An 18,259-nucleotide genomic window follows, 5' to 3' on the forward strand; every position below is an offset into this window, starting at 1 on the left:
AAAAAGAAGTTTTCAAGCCATTTGGCAAGAGAACTTCTTTTTATATGTTTTCTAAACTGAAATTACTTACGAGAATGCTTGCTTCCTTTAAGTGCAAATGATGTTGTCATAAGTACAGCTCCTAATGCACCTAATCCCAAGCTACTCACATCACCAGTATCTGGTAACGTTGATTGGTTTGCTTGGCTACTTTGTGAACTTTTAGCAGACTGATTAGCCTTAGAGCTTGTCTGACTATTTTGTTTTTGAGCAAAATCAGTCTGAACATTTGTTTTTGTAGCTTCCTTTTGGTTGGAAACTTCTCTTAGCTGACCTTTTGATTCCGCTTGGGAACTTTGATTTTGAGTGAAAATCTTATTCAACTTCTCAGCTGTCTCATGAGCTTGTTGTTGGGCACTGCTTGATGTATTGGTAGTTGCCTGTTCAGGCTGTGCTTCTGCTGACTGATTGGCAACTGCTACTTCAGATATAAGTGATCGTACTTCAGGCTCTGCAGCTCTAGTCGTTGATGAACCTTGACCTGATGGGCTTGTGCTTCTGGCTGTCGTTGCTGAAGTAGTTACATCTGCTTGGTTCGCATTACTTGCTACTGAATTGCTAGCAGTCGCAGAGGCTGAGGCATTCGCAGTTGGAGACATTGTGACACTAGCAGTCGTAGAAGTTGTGGTACTCACATTTGGAGACGTTGAGTTACTTGTTTGACTAGCAAAGTTTGATGGGGTAGGACGTCCAGTATTAGCCGTCTGGCTTGTTGAACTTGTACTACTTGTGCTAGTTGTATTCTCAGAACTTGTCGAAGCAGATTGACCCCATGGGGTATTGACGGTACCCGTATTTGTAGAGCTGCCACCATAGCTAGTTGGTCCGCCGTAGCCTCCGAAGTTATCAGACATTGAACTATTACCAAAACCACCACCTGGGAAGCCGCCCATGCCACCAGCACCAGGACCATTGTTTGTGCCTTCTTCAGTAGCTGTTGCAGTCACACTAGCACCACTTGATGTCGTAATGGTATAGGTTTCACCCGAAGTTAGACTCTCGGTACTAAAGACCACATTTCCAAATGAAGTTGTTGCTGTTGTGGTCGCTACAACATTTCCAGAACTATCTGTAACTGTGATGGTATCTCCAGCACTACCAGAGATGTTGGCCATGATATAAGACTGGCTTGAACCTGTTGTAAAGGCTTGAGCCATTCCTTGGTTACCAATAGCCCATACAGTACCGCCCGAAATAATACCTGTTCCATCGTAGTCGATAGCAGCATTATCTGCACTTGTCTGAGCGACGTAGAGAGAACCACTTTTCACTGTCACATTGCCGTTACTGTCGATACCATCACCATCTGCCAAGATAGTTACCGTTGCACCGTCAATATTGATGCCCACTTCATTTTCCAAGTCAGAAGTCGAATTGGTTAAGCTTGAAGTATCAGCGCTGTCCTTGGTCGTCCACTCAGTGGCGTTAATACCATCATCACCAGCAGTGATATCAACGGTTCCACCTGTCAAATTGATATAACGCCCTTCAAGGCCTTCGTCACCTGCTACAACTGTTACTTTAGAATTGCCTTCGACAGTCAATTCATCTGTAACCGTGATACCTTTATCAGTTGCATTAATGGTTACCGTTGAGTCGGTAATCGTCAAATCACCACTGTTCACATCTGTTTCGTCTTCGACCTGAATACCGTCATCAGTTGCTGTGATGTTGACTGTGGCATTTTTAATAGTTACAGCTGTCGTCGCATTGATACCATCTTTAGCCTCTGACGTCAAATCAAGCGTTACTGAATCAACAGTCACACTATCAGCCTTGATGGCGTGCTTTTCAGTACTTGAAAGGGTAAGGGTGCTTCCAGTACCACTCGTGATTGTTAAGGCACCAGCGGCTTCAATCGCATTATCAGACGTCGAAGAAATAGAACTGTCTGAAAGGACATTAACAGTCAATTCTGCTGAAGAATTGGAAGTAATAGACGAATCCGTTAAGGTCACACCATCCAAGTAGATTGTAACTGGATCTGTCACGCTACCTGACACAATAATGGTATAGCTTGAACCATTTCCGGTCAAAGTGTATGATCCTGCTTGATTGATGGTAATTGTCGTTCCATCAACTGTGACAGTACCGCTATCACTTGTTACCACGGTTGTTCCATTGAAAGTAATCGTTGTCGTTGAGCTTTCTGAATCACTATCTTCAGACTCAGTTGTCGTCGTTCCAGTAGCTGAATCTGAGGCGCTGTTGGTTAACACTGAAGCTGTTTCAGATGCAGTGGCTTCAGTGGTGCTTGAGCTTGTATTAGAGCTAGTGTTTTCTTCTGCATTGTTCGTTTCAGATGCTGAGGTTTCACTAGTTGTGCTTTCAGCAGTTTCAGAAGAACTTGCTTCTGAAGTTGCGGAAGTACTTGAATGATCAGATGTTTCACTGCTTGTTGATGTAGCAGTCGTGTCCTCTGTCGTACTTGTTGTACTTATTGTACTTGTTGATGATGAATCGGTGTCTGAAGTTGAAGCCGCAGTTGAAGTAGTTGTAGCCGATTCTGTGCTTGTTTCAGTAGTTTCTGATGTATTGTCGGTCTGAGTACTTTCTTCAATTAAATCGGCAGTGGTTTCACTCGTCGTAACCGTTGAGAGTGTTGATTCAGTGTTTGTCTCGTCTGCTGAAACCTTGCTGTCATTTAAGACAACTGAGCTACCAAAGATTAAGCTAGCTACTAGGACTGATCCTGCAGTTTTCCATTTTGATGATTTTTTAATGGCATAACGTTCTTGTGTTTGTTTGCTATGTTTGTATGTCATATGTTGGACCTCTTTCTTACTTTTGAGATGCCTCTATTAAACACAAGAAACCTAAGACAAGACTTAAAGAAAGGTTAATCTTTCCTTAAAGTAAAAAAAGTCCCCAAGATATTGGGAACTTTCAATCTCTGGGATAGACCACCCTAAATTCTTCCAAAACAACCAGACTTTCCTGACTAAAATGTAATCCAACCTCTTCTAACCAATTGCTAAAGAGATTCTCATGAATCTCTTGCCAATAGATTAGCCCACGGTCTCCTTCACCTTCCTTGTAGGCATGGTCTTTAGAAACCTCTTTAAATGGGATGACCTCAACTTTAGTCGTTTCAATAATACAGATAGCATTCTCCTTACTATCAAGAATGACTCTCAGTTCATTTTCCTTGGGCAATGGTTCATTCCCCACTGCATACAAGTCAAAAGCTGAACTGGTTGCTGTCTTTTGCCCCATCAATACGAGTTCTGCCAAATAATCTGCTTCCACGCCAAAGGCCCAGGCATCAATCTTATCTCCGATTGTCTGATTTAAAATCTTATAGGCTTGCCACATCTGGTCTGATTTCATCAATCTACTCCTGCTTTTACTCTCCTTCCATTATATCAAAAAACGCTAGATCATCAGACCTAACGTTTTCATCTTAATACTTAGAATGTTTGTAACCGTAAAAGGCATAGATAGCTGACCCAATTAGCACTGCCAAACCAAAGGCTAACCATGTCTGCCAACTGTACTGACTCATAAACGAGAGGCAGACGATAATTGAAATAATAGGCAAGACAGGAACAAATGGAACCTTAAACTCATCCTTCTGTGGCAATCCCTTGTCCTTACGAAGAATAATGAGGGCAATAGCCAAGAGGACCAAGTAAGCCAAGGTCGCAATGTTAACCAAGGATGCCATATTGGCCAAAGAGAAGATACCTGCTGAGATAGCTGACAAAACGCCTGTCAAAAGCGTCGCATGATGTGGAACCTTATTAGTCTTTGAAACCTTTTGGAAGGTTTGAGGAAGGAAACCATCACGCGCCAGGCTATAAACCATACGGCTAAGGGCATAGGCCATTGAAATACATACCGTAATCAAGGTCATAATAGCAACTACAGAAACGTAGTTGGCTGCCCAAGAAATACCGATATAGCGAAGGGCATAAGCCACAGCATCATCAACATTCAACTTGGTATAGTGAACCACTCCTGTCAAAACGAGCGAAACCACTGCATAGAGTGAAGCCACGATAATCAAGGCAAGAACGATACCTCGAGGAACGTTCTTTTGTGGTTCTTTAATCTCGTCTACTGTCATAGAGATAGACTCGAAACCAAGGAATCCAAAGAACATGAGGGAGGCACCTGCCATAATTCCTGTCTTTCCTCCATAAATTTGCCCAAAGCCAAATGGTGCAAAATTTGCCCAGTTGCTAGGATTCAAATGGAAGAGGCCCACTAAGATGAAGACCGCCAAGGCTGAAAACTTGAGCACTACCAATAGGGAGTTCAAACGAAGGGCCTGCTTGGAATTCATGAGAAGAAGAGCCGTCACCAAGACCAAGACCAAGACTGGCAAGAGGTCAATGTAAGTGCCTTGACTGGGATTGAAAGGTCCACTGATGGCTTGAGGCAACTTAAGACCAAAGCTAGCCAGTAGACCCTTGAGGTAGGCACCCCAACCAGAGGCAACACTGGATACGGCATTCATAAAGACAATCATGGTCAACCAGCCACCCATCCAGGCAGGATACTCCCCCCAGACAGCATAGAGGTAACCATAGACACCACCGGCTGACGGGTAACGTGAGGCAAACTCGGCAAAGAAAATCGCTGACATCCCAACACACACGGCTGAAATCAAGACTGAAATAATCAGGGCAGGACCAGCTAGAGTCGATGCCGCAGTACCAGTAATCGTAAAGATTCCTGTACCAACCATGGCACCGATTCCCAGAAGGACCACATCCCTAAGGGTCAGATGTCGTTTCATCTCAGTCTGAGCGAGACCAACATCCTTTTTACGAAAAATACTCATTTTTATACTCCATTTTTTGCTAAATACCGAACTATTATACCATATTTCTTGGTCTAAATGGTCTTTTTTCTGTATTTTTATACTTTTATTGGTGAATGCTATGCCAAAAATAGGGACTCCTAATGCTTACTTTTTAATTTTCCATACATCTCGATTAAAAGGAGCTTGCTAAAATGGCCCTATATCATTCTATTTCGTTTCTCAAATCCTTACCTAAAAAGAATTTTCAATTTTTAGAAAAAAACATGAAAATCTTATGAATGCGTTTGATTCTTCTAATGAAAGATGTTAGAATGGGGTCATTAAAAAGGAAAAGGGGAGCTTTTATGGAAAATAAAGTTCATTTTAAACTTCATAAAGTGAAAAAACAATGGGTTACCATTGCCGTGTCTGGTTTGGCACTTGGTGCCTCATTGGTTGGAGTTGGTGTCTCTGCCGACGAGCAAGCTACAAATCAAGTTACCTCAGCTAGCACACCTGAAAGCGTCAATCAGGATCCTGAGCTTGTCGTCACAGAAACAACTGTAGCTACGACAAAAGCTGATCAAGGCGCAACCAATAAGGCAAGTGATACAACTGCTACTGTCACAACTGATAAGCAGCCAGTCCTTAAAGAAGACCAAGCAAGCAGTACTTACAATTTGTCTAGTGGCGAAACGAGAACTGCTACTTCAACTTCAGAAACAGCTAACACAGCTACTGACGTGAATAGCCAAGCACCGGAATCTGTTGAAACTGCTGTCGTTTCTGGCGGTCAATTCAAGAGCGATGTTGAGGGCAACTGGTACTACCTTAAAGACGGGAAAAATCTGACAGGTCCCCAAAACATTGACCATTTCGACCTTTATTTCCACGAGGATGGCAAGCAAGCCAAGGGTGAGATTATCACAGAAAATGGAGAATCTTTCTACTATGACAAAGCTAATGGCCGTAAGGTAACCAATACCTCTATCAACATCGATGGTCAAGCCTACAATGCTGATGCCCAAGGTCGTTTGACAGCAGTTCTACCTGAAACAAACAAACGCAACCAGTTTATTGAAGACAACAACCACAACTGGTATTACCTCGGCAAAGATGGCAAACCCGTCACTGGTGCTCAGAACATCGATGGCTTTAACCTCTACTTCCACGAAGATGGTCGACAAGCTAAAAACGAAATCGTCACTATTAATGGTGATAGCTACTATTTCGATAAAGACAATGGACGTCGTGTAACAGGTCGCCAGTATCTTGATTATGCAAACCATAAATACTTTGGTTATTACTACTTTGACAAAGATGGCAAGATGGTAAAAGATGACTTCATCACTGAGAATGGCAATCTTTACTACTTTGATGCTACTGGTAATCAACCTGATTCTGTCTTTGTCTCAGATAAGTCGGGCAACTGGTACTACTTCGATAATTACAAGGCAACTAAAGGCTTCTCAGCCCCATTTGGTTTCCGCACCGAATTCCTAGACCGTAGCCAAGCTGACTACAAGACAAGCGTTCAAAACCTGAACGGACAACAGTATTACTTTGATCCTAAGACTGGTATTATGGTAACCAATCGCTATGTTTCTGACGACAAGGGTAATTGGTATTACTTTGGTAAAGACGGTAAAGCGCTTCATGGCTTTCAAACGGTAGATGGTAGCCTTCACTACTTCAATGATAGTGGTCAACAAGTCAAAGGAGACTTCCTTTACTACGATAACGATATCTACTATTTCGACAAAGACAATGGGAATCCAGTAACCAACCAATTCATTAATAGAGATAACTCTTGGTACTACTTCGGAGCTGATGGTAAAGCCGTGTCTGGTTTCCAAACCATTAACGGACAGAACCTTTATTTCCACGAATATGGTGTCCAAGCCAAGGGACAACTGGTTACTATTGACGGCAAAACCTACTACTTCGATCCAAATACAGGTGACAAGTGGGTAAATCGCTCACTTACCTTAAACGGTACGGTCTATAACTTTGATAGCAATGGTGTGGCGACTACTAAAGCTGACCAAACCACAAATCGAAATCAATTTGTTAAAGGTACTGATCAAGAATGGTACTACTACGATGCTAATGGCAAAAAGGTCACTGGTTTCCAAACTATTAACAAGGACCTCTACTACTTCAACGATAAGGGACAACAAGTCCGAGGAAAGATTTTCAATCTAGGTGATAACTACTACTTTGCCAACAAAGACACTGGTGCTGTCCTTCGTAATGCCTTCTACAATGATAAATCTACTGGTCGTTACGGTGCTTTCTCTGAAAACATCTACTACGCTGGCAATGACGGTGCCTTCAAGACAGGTTGGTTTGAAGTTGATGGCAACCGTTATTATGGTAGCGACTATTCTGATGACGACACGCCTAAAGGAAATCTCTACACAGGAGTTATCAACTCACAACTCTTTAGCCCAGATGGGAAACTCTTGACAAACGGTCTCTATCCTGAGTTCAAGCGTACTGGTGAAAATGATTATGAACTTAAAGACGTCTATATCACAGATGCTGATGGTAAAATCAAAGAAGGTCCTTATCAATATGATGGTAAGATTCTTGGATCTAAATATAGTAGTGTCCGACAATCCCAATGGTCAACTATTGACCAATGGGACATTCTTAATGGACACCTCTACCATTTCGACTCAACACCAATGACCTTCACAGCACCAAATGGCCAAAAAGTGACCACAAACGTTGCCATTGCAACAACTAACAAAGCCCTTACTTATCGCGGTGTAACCTTTAATTTTGATGCCAAGGGTATCGATGCGGCAAAAGAAAAAGCCATCCACTTTGACCAATTGCAGACGGATCGTAGCGGCACAAGTTATCTCTATGAAAATGGTCAAAAAGTCACTGGCTTGAAGACCTTTGATGGCGTCACTTACTATTTCTATGACGATGGCCGCCAAGCCAAAGGCACAGAGGTCACAATCAATGGTAAGACTTACCAATTTGACCAATTGACTGGTATCATGACACGCAACGCCTTTTCAAAATCATACAACTACGAAGGTTCTCCACGCTTCCCATACTACCCAACACGCTACTATGGCAACGACGGAGCTGCTCTGACAGGTTGGCAAACCATCGACGGCAAGGACTACTACTTCCGAGATAGCGGAAACCTTGAAACAGGACGTTTTGTCATCGGAGACAGAGCCTATAATGCTGATGACAATGGTGTAGTTGCTGACCGCAAGGGTGAACCAGCTTATCGCAATCGTATCGTCTACGATAAAGGTGACAACTATTACTACAATGACAAAGGTGAAAAAGTGACCGGCTTCCAAGAAGTTGACGGCAAGGTCCTCTACTTCGACGCTGAAGGCAAACAAGTCCTAGGACGCTTTGTCACAGTCGATAACTACACCTACTATTTGGACCCTAAAACAGGTGAAAAATACACAAACCGCTCTGTCCTCATCGATGGTAAACTCTATACCTTCGACAAAGACGGACATGTCGTGAAGTAAGTTTAGATGAAACCGAGACGAAAGTCTTGGTTTTTTTTGTGGGTTCTTTTAAAATTAAATTTTTCGAACTTTCTTCCATAAAAACTGAAAAATTGTAATTTATACTTGAGTTTTTCAAGAATTAATTGATAAAATTTGCAATACTTTTACTATTTTTTTCACAATATAACAGCTTCCGAATAATTAAAAAATTATTATAGAAATATTTGAATATATAAAAATCAAATGTTAAAATTAAGGTGAAAAGTGAGAAACGGAGGATAGAATTATGGAACACAAAACTCATTTCAAGCTTCACAAAGTGAAGAAACATTGGATTACCATTGCTATTTCAAGCTTAACACTTGGAATCATCGCTTCTACCGGAAATATCGCTTATGCTGAGCAACCGGAATTACCTCTTACTAATCAAACAATAGAAAATTCCATAGTTTTTGAAGAATCAGCTATCAACACATCGAATACTTTCATTGATGAAAAGACTACTAGCCAGTCCGAATCGTCTCTTGAAACATCAACAAATCATTCTACGACAACCGATACTTATACAGTCGACAACAACTTGAAAGTATCGCTTCCTGAAGATAGTACCGTACCATCTTCAAGTGAAGCATCTTTGGAAGGAGCTACTAATGTTTCTGAAGCTTCAAGTATTGAAACACAAGAAGATAACTCAATTACAGGAGGCAACTTCATAACTGATGAATATGGTAATTGGTACTATATTAAAGATAATCAAAAGTTAACTGGCTTTCAAACAGTGGATGGTGTTCCTCTTTACTTTGACCAGGATGGTATCCAAGCAAAGGGTAACTTTGTAACTGTGGATAATGAAACATACTACTTTGACAAAGATTCTGGTAGAAAGTTAACGAACCAATTTGTTACTGATGGTGGCTATGGATGGTACTATCTCGGAGCTGATGGTAAGGCTGTAAAAGGAGCGCAAACTATTGATAACTTTGATCTCTATTTTGATGATAGAGGATATCAAATTAAAGGTTCGCTAGTTAATATCGGAGAACAGACTTACTATTTTGATCCATACAACGGAAGAAAGGTTAAGGACAAAAAGATTTATGTCCATGGAGGTACATTCTATTTTGATGAATCTGGCGCTGCAGTAAAAAATCGTTTTATTTCTGATAATGAAGGTTTTTGGTATTACTTTGATAAAGATGGACATATGGTTACCTTCAGTCAAATCATCGATGGCTACTCTCTTTATTTTCATTCTGATGGAAAACAAGCTAAAGGTCAACTAATATCAATTTGGGGGAACCATACAGGAACACATTATTTCGATAAGGATAATGGTAGAGAGGTTAAGAATGCCATCTTCGAGCTTGATGGTAAGTCTTATGAAGCTGATGAAAACGGTATTGTTAAAGAACTCCCTCCATATCGTAACCAATACATTTCTGAAAATGGAAATGATTGGTCCTATTACGATGGTTTTGGACACAAACTTATTGGACTTCATAATATAGATGGTGTAAATGTTTATTTTGATGATAACGGAATCCAAGCGAAAGGAAAAATAACAACTATAGGTACAGACACTTATTTCTTCGAAAAGGATAATGGAGCAATGCGTACAAATCAGCTTTCTGTCATTCCTACCAGAGTGAAGAAAACCGTAAATGTTTATGGTACTGATATTGACATAGATGAGAACGTCAATATCACTTACTATTTTGGCCCGGATGGAAAGGCTATAAAAGGATTCCACACGATAGATGGACAAACCTACTACTTCAACGAGAAGGGTTGGGCACTCGATGGCATTATCCATGAAAAAGATGGCGACTACTTCCTCCAAAACTATCATTTAATTTACAATCAGTTTGTAAACACATACTCTGATAATCAAGATGATAAAACAATTACTGGTACCTACTATGTAAACGGTGAAGGAAAGGTTCAAGTAGGATGGCTTAACAAAGACAATAATCGTTATTATCTAGATCCTGAAGCAGGTGGAAAAGTCACTTACGGTTGGAAAGAAATTGATAATAAATTCTATCATTTCACTGAGAAAGATAATCAAGATTCTGCTGGTCAACTTATTCGCAATCAAATTTATCAAGATGGCGACATCTTAGTAACTATTGACCAAGAAGGAATCGTAACTCGTAGCACTGAGAAGCGTCAAACATTTGTTAAAGATGCTCTAGGAAATAGTTATTATGTCACTAATGATGGGACATTTTTAACAGGTCCTCAAGTGGTTGATGGTATCTCTCTTTATTTTGATAAAGATGGCAAACAAGTAAAAGGTCAATTACGTAAGATTGATGGACACATCCATTATTACGATAAACTCACAGGAGAAATGATGACAAATCGTTTCGTCACATTATTACTCGGAGAATATGTTCCAGAAGAAGATTATGAAAAAGTTATCCATTTTGGAATGCCCGCAGCTCCTGGAAGCGGTAGTGGCGACGGAGGGGCTTCTAGAGTCGCTAGATACTACTTTGATAAAGATGGCAAAGCAATAACTGGGCGTCAAACTATTAATGGTAAAGATTACAATTTCCAACAAGATGGGCGTGCCATCCTGAATAAAATGGTTGATTTTGGCGGTCAAAGCTACTTCTATGGCGATGATGGAGCTATGGTTAAAAATCAAACTGTTATGTTTAAATTTTTAGCTATAATGAGACAATTTACGGTTAGCTATCACTTTGATGAAAATGGTGTTGGCCACTACGTCCACTAGCATTAGTTGTATTTCTTTACCTCAATAACGTCTAATTTAGGAATACTACATCTAAGAGAGTCAAAACCACCTGTGAGAATGATAGTGTCTGTTTTTTAAAGTCAGTCGTACAAAATAAATGTACGGCTGTTTTTTATGCATACCGCTTAGACTTGTACTTCTCTATTTTCTTCTTAGCGATTGGGTATAACAAAGGATATCTGAAATTAAGGTAGCGTTTCTCACTTCCAAAGCCAGTTTCATGATCAATATTCAACATGGTATAGTGGATAAGGTTCGTCAAGACCAGAGTAACTAGAGAATAGAGAACTGCTACAATTATCAGGGATATGACAATAAATGTTCATATATTATTGATTAAAGTTTTTGAAATATAAGTTTTTTATTAAACATAAATCACTTTTATGAATCCTCTAGAAAATCATAAAAAGCCCTAATTTTTGAATGAAATTTTACATTAACACTCGTAATGTACTATTGTTATCATGTTTTAAATCATTTTAAGTATCAAACAAAATCTTTCAATTTACATATTTTTAATTTTTTGACTTTTACAATAACCTCTGTTATAATCATGATATATCAAGGAGGAATTAATGAACATGAATAAGAAATTACATGCTACTATTGGTCTTAGTGCTGCAATCTTAGCACTTGGTCTATCATCTTCTGCACTTGCAGATGAACAAGAATTGCCAGTAAGTCTTCCCGCTACAGAGGCTCTTGATAACACTTCTTTTGAAAACCTAGTTGTTGAAAACATCCCTGCTTCAGCCGTTGATGTTAATCTAACTAGCGAATCAGTAAGCACAACTACTACTGCTAATCCTGCCACTGAGGTTAACTCAGCGAGCACTGCTATCCTTAGCGAGGAAGTAACTACACCTGCAAGTACTCCTACACCAGCAGTTGAAAATACAACTCCTGTAAGTCTTGAAGAATCAAGTCCAGTTGTAAACACACCAACGGTTGATGAACGTGTGTCAGAAGTTCGTATTCATCACATCCGTCGAACAACCGAAGCAAGTTACTCACAATTCAGTTCTCAAAAAGATGTGCTTTATGCAACGATTAAAGCTCCTGCTTTCACTGAATACGACACTGCTGCTTTTGCGCCAGCAACAGTAACAGATGAAAACGGAAAAACATGGTATTTCGCTAAATACGACGACATAGTGCTTAACAATAAGAGTAATTACGGCGCACCTAAAAAAGGGATTGCTTCAAGTCCTATTATTGATGTCACCTACTTCTATGATGATGTTGATCTTGCGCCAACTGTCGCGCAACAGGCCCGTTTTGTCGATGATAAGGGACAAGAAATTGCTCCAATCAAAGTCAACATGGTTAGACGCGATATTGATTTAGCTTACTATGCCTATTTCCCGACTGCTCCTGAAACGATTCAAGCTAATGGTAAAACATATAAACTACAATCAACTGATGATCAAGAAATTAAGTCACACAAAATTCGTATTTCAAATACTGTGACAATCACTTATATTTACAAGGAAGTTACTGAAGGAACAGCTGAAAAACCTGTAACACCTGTTACACCAACAAGTGCTAAAAAACTTCGTCTTCCTAAAGGCAATAACGGTGTGAAAACGCGTATCCCTGTTAACTACAAACACCAAACAAATTCTTCAAACCAAGGAACTACAAAATTACGTCTCCCTAAAGGGAATAATGGTGTGAAAACACGTGTACCGGCTAAAAAGAACACTCCTATTCTTGCAGTAGACTACTTATAAGCAAAAAAAACAAAGACAAACTAAACTCGTCTTTGTTTTTTTCATTCTTAATTAAAACAGCAGATTTTTTAAATCATATATTCCAAATCATAACTAGCATCAGAAAGAATACGTGCCAAAAATTGTTGTGTACGTTTTTCTTTTGGTCTGTAAAAAATGTCTTTTGGACTCCCCTCTTCGATGACATGACCACCATCCATGAAAACGACATGATTAGCTACATCTCGTGCAAACCCCATTTCATGAGTCACAACTACCATTGTCGTTCCTTCATGAGCAAGTTGTTTCATGACATCCAGAACATCCCCAACTAGTTCTGGATCAAGGGCTGATGTTGGTTCATCTAACAAGATAACTTCTGGTTTAACTGCTATAGCCCTGGCTAAACCAATACGTTGTTGCTGTCCTCCTGAAAGTTGTGATGGGTAGTAATCTTTAAAATCCAGAAGACCAACTTTTTTAAGTGCTTCTTCAGCAATCTCTTGCGCTTCACTTTTAGGAACTTTCCTAGCAATCACTAAACCTTCCAAGATATTCTCAATGGCAGTCTTGTTTGCAAATAAATTGTAATGTTGAAATACAAAAGCTGTCTTCTTTCGGATATCTAAAATATCTTTCTTTGATAACTTATCCAAAGAGTAGTCCTTACCCGAAATTGTTAATTGACCTCCATCAGCTTTCTCCAAATGATTAAGGCAACGTAAGAAAGTTGTTTTTCCTGAACCTGATGGTCCCAAGATGACAACCACATCTCCCTGTTTCACTTGTAGATTGACATCAACAAGAACCTGACGATCTCCAAATGTTTTTGATATATGTTTAGCTTCTAGCATAGTGACTCCCTCTATGTAAATTGCAATTTTCTTTCTCCAACGTTAAAGAGAACTTGAATGATACCACAAATGATTAAATATAAAATGAAGATGACAAAATAAGATTCAAAATATTGATATCCATATGCTGCTTCGACTCGTGCAATTGCGGTAATATCTTTTATCGTCATAACAAAGACAAGTGACGTTCCTTTTACAATATTGATTACTAAGTTACACAAATTTGGAAGAGCAGCCTTAAGTGCCTGTGGAAAAACGATTCTCAGATAGGCTTGTCTTGTTGTTAAGCCTATAGCTTGTGCAGCTTCTAGTTGACCTTTATCAACAGTTAGTAATGCTGATCGAATGATTTCCGATAAGCTTCCTGTCGTCATCAAGCTATAGATAATAAAGGCATAGTAAAGCGGGTTAACTTTGAAGACATCTATGTGACTCCCAATTCCTTTAAAAAACTGATTTAACAAACTAGGGAACAAACTATAAAAGAATAAAATTAAAAGAATTGGAGGTGTTGCACGAATAAACGCAAGATAAACAATTGAAAAAGTCTTAACACCCCGTACCTTATAAATTTGACCCAAAGCGAGAAATAAAGCAGGTAGAAAACTCAATAGAATAGCCACAATCATGATTCCCAGTGTTACCGGAACACCATAGAAAGCCTTGATAAAGGTATCTATAATAAAAGTAATATTCATTTTTTACCTCTCTTTTACACTCAATTGTTGCTCTGCTATCCTAGAAATCAACGATAGAATTAATGCTATTCCCCAATAAACAAAGGCAACAGCTGTATAAGTCTCCAAAGAATAATTTCCTAAATGGCGACTAATCAAAAGGTTCCCTTTGCCCATAACATCAATAAAACCAATCGTATAAGCCAAAGCTGCATCACGCATAAGGTTAAGTATAGCTGTTGTAATATTTGGTAAAGCAACCTTAAATGCTTGAGGGGCGATAATTCTTACAAAGGTTTGTTCAGAAGTAAGCCCAATACTAAGCCCAGCTTCTAATTGTCCTTTAGGGATTGCTTGATAAGCTGCTTTAAGTACTTCTGATATCATTGCTGAGAATAGGAGAACCATAGTCACAAGAACGAATATCAATTTGGACCAATCATTAATATCTAATCCTAACCACCAATTAAGAAATTCTGGAACTCCGTAAAATACTAAAAATAGCAACACAATCGGTGGGGTACAGCGTAAGATAAAAACATATCCCTTAGCCAAATTCTCTAAAGCTTTATCCTTAGAAAGGCTTGCCCAAGCAACTAATCCTCCTAATAACGACCCAAGTAAAGTCGTTAATAAGATAACCAATAATGTCATCGGTAAGCCCTTTATGATTTCAGGTAATGCTCCAAAAACTTTTGAAATGTCATAATTGACCATAATTTCTCCTAACTAAACTCACTTCAGAAGCTTATCAAAACATCCTACTTTTACGACGTTACAATTACTTATTTGTCTACGTATGAGAAGACATCCTCACCAAAGTATTTTTTAGACAACTTTTCAAGTGTACCGTCTTCTTTTAGTTCCTTAATTGCCTTAGTATATTCTTTTGAAAACTCTTCGTTCTTACTATCTCGATGGAAGAGTGGATAGGTTGGAATTCCTTTATAAGGGAACCAAGTCAATTTATCTGCATATTGATGATACGCACCATCTTTATCAGTTACAGCCTTTTCAAAAGATAATTTAATATCAAAGTAAGCATCATAACGATTTTCCAAAACCCATGCATAGGCATCTGAAACTTGGAAAGATTCCGCAGATGTTAACTCAATTGGTTGATCTTTATGCTTATCGTTGTAGTCTTTGATAACATTCCACTGAGCATTTTGTGGTGAGATTGGCACCAATCGACCATTTTGTTTTGCAAAGTCAGAGATATTTTTATATTTATCTTTATCATCCTTACGAATGGTAAATCCAATAATACTTGCTCCAATTGGATCTTTCGGAATAATAAACTTTTTAGCACGTTCATCTGTGTACCACGCGCCCTTCGTACCGATGTCATATTTACCTGACTCTAAACCAATCAAAAGATCATCATCACTTGTTCCGGTATATTCAAATTTGTACTGTGGAAGCTTTTTATCAATTTCCTTTAATACAGCTACCTCATAGCCATCAGAATTACCATCCTTATCAACAAAATCATAAGGAACATAGTTTTGAGTATGGGCAACTTTTAATGTTGTTACCTTTCCAGAATCTGATTTTGCTTTTTTATCTCCTGTTAAGCTACGTCCAATAACTGTAGCCCCAATAAGTGCTACAACAACAGCTCCACCAATAATCCATGTCTTTTTACTCATATTAATCTCTCCTTTTTCTTACAAAATTGCTGCTTCACGTACCCATTCAATACGCTCATGGTTAATATCACTTGGAATCGTGCAATCAGCACCAATGATTAACCCATGGGTTCCTGTATCAGCAATAATCTCCCTAACCTTTTCTTGAATAGCTTTTTTAGTTCCAGTATATAGAAGACCGTCTTTTCCATTTTCAAATCCTCCAAGAACTGTGCGACCTCTAAAAATGTTAAGACCTTTTGCCAAACTAATTCCTTCAGGACCGACCGCCCAATTAACTACCTGAGCAGGATAATCTTTAAAGAGTTCGATGTTATTACGGGCTCCTTCGTATCCGCAAATATGTAGAATATTATGTCCTTTGGCTCCATTAGCTGCTTCTAAAACCTTTAATTCACTTGGAGCAATGATTTCTTTATAAATTTCAGCGCTAACTCGCTCATCTTGAATACTTTGAACACTTAGGTAAATACCATCAGCACCTGCTTCTTCAATCACCCTCTGACTAAGACTCGCAATGTCTTCGCCAATAACATCTAAAACATGCTTCAAAGCTTTTCGGTTTTCCACAATGTAATCTGCGATAAGATCATCGCCACCTGAAACTTTTCCAACTAACCATTTTAAATAAGTAACCGGAGCGAAGATATTGTAAATTGCAACAATATCTTCAGGAAAATCAGCAATCAGACTTTTTACAAGTTCGACTTGTGCAGAAATCCAAGGATGATTTGCACCTAAAGGTTCAATCGTTTGCAAATCACTGATTGACTTAAAATCTTTAAAAGCAGGTTGTGGGTATGCGAAGAAACCATCACTCATCAATTTAACAAAATCAGGTTTGACTTCTTCAATAAATTTTTTATGACCAGCTTTATTTTTATCAATAATTTCTGGATTTTCAAAACCATATAACCACTCGTCTTCAGTAGTAAAATGATGCCAAAATCCCACCGGGACACGATCAACACTTTCTCCACGAAATGCTTTCAAAACTAACTCTCTTTTTTCTGACATAAGAATCTCCTTTTCTCTTATCCTAATATCAACAGCTAATGAACATACCTAAAATACTTTCAACTCCTATTATCACTAGCTGCTTCAAAACTGAATGACATTATCTTATCAGAGATTATCACATCCGAAAAATAAAGAAATTTTATCCCTAGCCATAAATAAAATTTATGATATAGTAACCCAAATAACGTTAAAACCTATTGTTACCTTCTTTTAAGCACATGACCTTACATAGTATTATTACCGTCAGCTATAAGTAATTCTTAACACCAAGATAAAGAATTACTATCACAAACACCATTTAATCTCTAGTCTTCCTGAAAAATCACTTCTCTGACTAACTTTGCTATAATAGTCTCAAACAAATAAAAGGAGATTTTCTATGACATCCTTATACGATTTTACAGTTTCAGATCAAGCTGACCAACCTGTGTCTCTCCAGGACTATAAGGGAAAGGTAGTTCTAATTGTTAATACAGCAACAGGTTGTGGTTTAACGCCACAGTATCAGGGCTTACAGGAACTCTATGACAAATACAAAGACCAAGGATTCGAGATTCTTGATTTTCCTTGTAATCAATTTATGGGGCAGGCACCTGGTAGTGCTGAAGAAATCAATACCTTCTGCACCCTCAATTACCATACAACCTTCCCTCGATTTGCCAAAATCAAGGTCAATGGTAAGGAAGCAGAACCACTTTTTGATTGGCTAAAACAAGAAAAATCTGGACCGCTTGGGGCTAGAATCGAATGGAATTTTGCTAAGTTTTTGATTAACCGTGAAGGTCAAGTGGTCGAACGCTTTTCTTCCAAAACGTACCCACTAAAAATGGAAGATGCTATCAAGGCTCTTCTTAATAACTAAAAACAAAAAACGAGAGTGAAACTAGAACGACAATCTTTGACTGTCGCTAGTTCTGCTCTCGTTTTCTGCGTTAAGAAAAATAGTATAGAAAGAAATTTTGCTTTATTTTAGAACAAAGCTGTCAATGCTGTAATTAAACCAAAGATAATACCTGGTGCATTGGCCGCAGCAAGGGGAAGGTCACGTTCTTTTTTAAAGAGACCATAGTAAACCCAAAGGCTACAGTTGATTGCAGCTACCAATGGTTGGATAAAGTTTCCTTTATGACCAGACAAGTTGTCCATGATTTGAGGCACGTAAGATACGTACATCATAACTGACATGAAAGTCGCTACCCAACCAAGGGTTTTCATTTGTTTATCTGACATTCGAGACTCCTCTTTCATAAAATTCTTTCTGCCTTGTACATCTAGAAATATTTCAAGACATGTT

The 18,259-nt window shown here is 38.8% G+C and carries 13 protein-coding genes; 4 read left to right on the plus strand and 9 right to left on the minus strand.

What is annotated here, in order from left to right; translation table 11 throughout:
• Positions 1 to 62 precede the first annotated feature (62 nt).
• From HMPREF2697_RS02150 to HMPREF2697_RS02160, 3 genes are all read right to left on the minus strand, one after another.
• Positions 63 to 2,804: a carbohydrate-binding domain-containing protein gene (locus HMPREF2697_RS02150; RefSeq protein WP_070849453.1), complete on the minus strand. Its 2,742-nt coding sequence runs from the start codon at positions 2,802 to 2,804 to the stop codon at positions 63 to 65.
• A 121-nt stretch (positions 2,805 to 2,925) separates the two neighbouring features.
• A complete protein-coding gene (locus HMPREF2697_RS02155) occupies positions 2,926 to 3,369 on the minus strand; it encodes an ASCH domain-containing protein (protein WP_064521235.1) in 444 nt (147 codons plus the stop codon).
• Between the two features lie 73 nt (positions 3,370 to 3,442).
• Positions 3,443 to 4,828, minus strand: coding sequence for an amino acid permease (locus tag HMPREF2697_RS02160; protein ID WP_070849454.1), 1,386 nt, complete (start codon positions 4,826 to 4,828; stop codon positions 3,443 to 3,445).
• A gap of 326 nt (positions 4,829 to 5,154) precedes the next feature.
• On the opposite strand from HMPREF2697_RS02160, the gene HMPREF2697_RS02165 reads away from it, so the two are divergent.
• From HMPREF2697_RS02165 to HMPREF2697_RS10465, 3 genes are all read left to right on the plus strand, one after another.
• Positions 5,155 to 8,304 carry a KxYKxGKxW signal peptide domain-containing protein gene (locus HMPREF2697_RS02165; protein ID WP_070849456.1) on the plus strand — a complete coding sequence of 1,050 codons (3,150 nt, stop codon included), beginning with the start codon at positions 5,155 to 5,157 and terminating at the stop codon, positions 8,302 to 8,304.
• A gap of 268 nt (positions 8,305 to 8,572) precedes the next feature.
• Complete coding sequence (locus HMPREF2697_RS02170) at positions 8,573 to 11,029, plus strand: KxYKxGKxW signal peptide domain-containing protein (protein ID WP_045768572.1); 2,457 nt, start codon at positions 8,573 to 8,575, stop codon at positions 11,027 to 11,029.
• 596 nt (positions 11,030 to 11,625) lie between these two features.
• On the plus strand, positions 11,626 to 12,783 hold the full coding sequence (locus tag HMPREF2697_RS10465; RefSeq protein ID WP_048675349.1) for a hypothetical protein: 1,158 nt from the start codon (positions 11,626 to 11,628) through the stop codon (positions 12,781 to 12,783).
• 68 nt (positions 12,784 to 12,851) lie between these two features.
• Here HMPREF2697_RS10465 and HMPREF2697_RS02180 read toward each other — a convergent pair whose 3' ends face one another.
• The 5 genes from HMPREF2697_RS02180 to HMPREF2697_RS02200 all read right to left on the minus strand — a co-directional run bounded on the left by HMPREF2697_RS02180 (position 12,852) and on the right by HMPREF2697_RS02200 (position 16,962).
• Positions 12,852 to 13,616 carry an amino acid ABC transporter ATP-binding protein gene (locus tag HMPREF2697_RS02180; protein ID WP_021143941.1) on the minus strand — a complete coding sequence of 255 codons (765 nt, stop codon included), beginning with the start codon at positions 13,614 to 13,616 and terminating at the stop codon, positions 12,852 to 12,854.
• A gap of 11 nt (positions 13,617 to 13,627) precedes the next feature.
• Positions 13,628 to 14,314 carry an amino acid ABC transporter permease gene (locus HMPREF2697_RS02185; RefSeq protein ID WP_014632957.1) on the minus strand — a complete coding sequence of 229 codons (687 nt, stop codon included), beginning with the start codon at positions 14,312 to 14,314 and terminating at the stop codon, positions 13,628 to 13,630.
• Between the two features lie 3 nt (positions 14,315 to 14,317).
• Positions 14,318 to 15,010 carry an amino acid ABC transporter permease gene (locus HMPREF2697_RS02190; RefSeq protein ID WP_045768571.1) on the minus strand — a complete coding sequence of 231 codons (693 nt, stop codon included), beginning with the start codon at positions 15,008 to 15,010 and terminating at the stop codon, positions 14,318 to 14,320.
• A gap of 68 nt (positions 15,011 to 15,078) precedes the next feature.
• Positions 15,079 to 15,945, minus strand: a complete 867-nt coding sequence (locus tag HMPREF2697_RS02195) for a transporter substrate-binding domain-containing protein (protein WP_045768570.1) — start codon at positions 15,943 to 15,945, stop codon at positions 15,079 to 15,081.
• A gap of 18 nt (positions 15,946 to 15,963) precedes the next feature.
• The gene (locus HMPREF2697_RS02200) at positions 15,964 to 16,962 is read right to left on the minus strand and encodes a uroporphyrinogen decarboxylase family protein (protein WP_045768569.1); all 999 of its coding nucleotides are present in this window, start codon (positions 16,960 to 16,962) and stop codon (positions 15,964 to 15,966) included.
• A gap of 382 nt (positions 16,963 to 17,344) precedes the next feature.
• Between HMPREF2697_RS02200 and HMPREF2697_RS02205 the strand changes: the two genes are divergently transcribed.
• Positions 17,345 to 17,827: a glutathione peroxidase gene (locus HMPREF2697_RS02205; RefSeq protein ID WP_045768568.1), complete on the plus strand. Its 483-nt coding sequence runs from the start codon at positions 17,345 to 17,347 to the stop codon at positions 17,825 to 17,827.
• 107 nt (positions 17,828 to 17,934) lie between these two features.
• Here HMPREF2697_RS02205 and HMPREF2697_RS02210 read toward each other — a convergent pair whose 3' ends face one another.
• On the minus strand, positions 17,935 to 18,195 hold the full coding sequence (locus HMPREF2697_RS02210) for a SemiSWEET family transporter (RefSeq protein WP_002888017.1): 261 nt from the start codon (positions 18,193 to 18,195) through the stop codon (positions 17,935 to 17,937).
• Positions 18,196 to 18,259 lie beyond the last annotated feature (64 nt).

Origin of the sequence: Streptococcus sp. HMSC064D12, from assembly GCF_001837205.1 — a bacterium.
Lineage (GTDB): Bacteria > Bacillota > Bacilli > Lactobacillales > Streptococcaceae > Streptococcus > Streptococcus salivarius_D.

What these genes read in the sequence shown, in the direction of transcription:
- HMPREF2697_RS02150 (WP_070849453.1), bottom strand. Translation starts at nt 2,804, where the DNA reads ATGACATACAAACATAGCAAACAAACACAAGAACGTTATGCCATTAAA.
- HMPREF2697_RS02155 (WP_064521235.1), bottom strand. Translation starts at nt 3,369, where the DNA reads ATGAAATCAGACCAGATGTGGCAAGCCTATAAGATTTTAAATCAGACA.
- HMPREF2697_RS02160 (WP_070849454.1), bottom strand. Translation starts at nt 4,828, where the DNA reads ATGAGTATTTTTCGTAAAAAGGATGTTGGTCTCGCTCAGACTGAGATG.
- HMPREF2697_RS02165 (WP_070849456.1), top strand. Translation starts at nt 5,155, where the DNA reads ATGGAAAATAAAGTTCATTTTAAACTTCATAAAGTGAAAAAACAATGG.
- HMPREF2697_RS02170 (WP_045768572.1), top strand. Translation starts at nt 8,573, where the DNA reads ATGGAACACAAAACTCATTTCAAGCTTCACAAAGTGAAGAAACATTGG.
- HMPREF2697_RS10465 (WP_048675349.1), top strand. Translation starts at nt 11,626, where the DNA reads ATGAACATGAATAAGAAATTACATGCTACTATTGGTCTTAGTGCTGCA.
- HMPREF2697_RS02180 (WP_021143941.1), bottom strand. Translation starts at nt 13,616, where the DNA reads ATGCTAGAAGCTAAACATATATCAAAAACATTTGGAGATCGTCAGGTT.
- HMPREF2697_RS02185 (WP_014632957.1), bottom strand. Translation starts at nt 14,314, where the DNA reads ATGAATATTACTTTTATTATAGATACCTTTATCAAGGCTTTCTATGGT.
- HMPREF2697_RS02190 (WP_045768571.1), bottom strand. Translation starts at nt 15,010, where the DNA reads ATGGTCAATTATGACATTTCAAAAGTTTTTGGAGCATTACCTGAAATC.
- HMPREF2697_RS02195 (WP_045768570.1), bottom strand. Translation starts at nt 15,945, where the DNA reads ATGAGTAAAAAGACATGGATTATTGGTGGAGCTGTTGTTGTAGCACTT.
- HMPREF2697_RS02200 (WP_045768569.1), bottom strand. Translation starts at nt 16,962, where the DNA reads ATGTCAGAAAAAAGAGAGTTAGTTTTGAAAGCATTTCGTGGAGAAAGT.
- HMPREF2697_RS02205 (WP_045768568.1), top strand. Translation starts at nt 17,345, where the DNA reads ATGACATCCTTATACGATTTTACAGTTTCAGATCAAGCTGACCAACCT.
- HMPREF2697_RS02210 (WP_002888017.1), bottom strand. Translation starts at nt 18,195, where the DNA reads ATGTCAGATAAACAAATGAAAACCCTTGGTTGGGTAGCGACTTTCATG.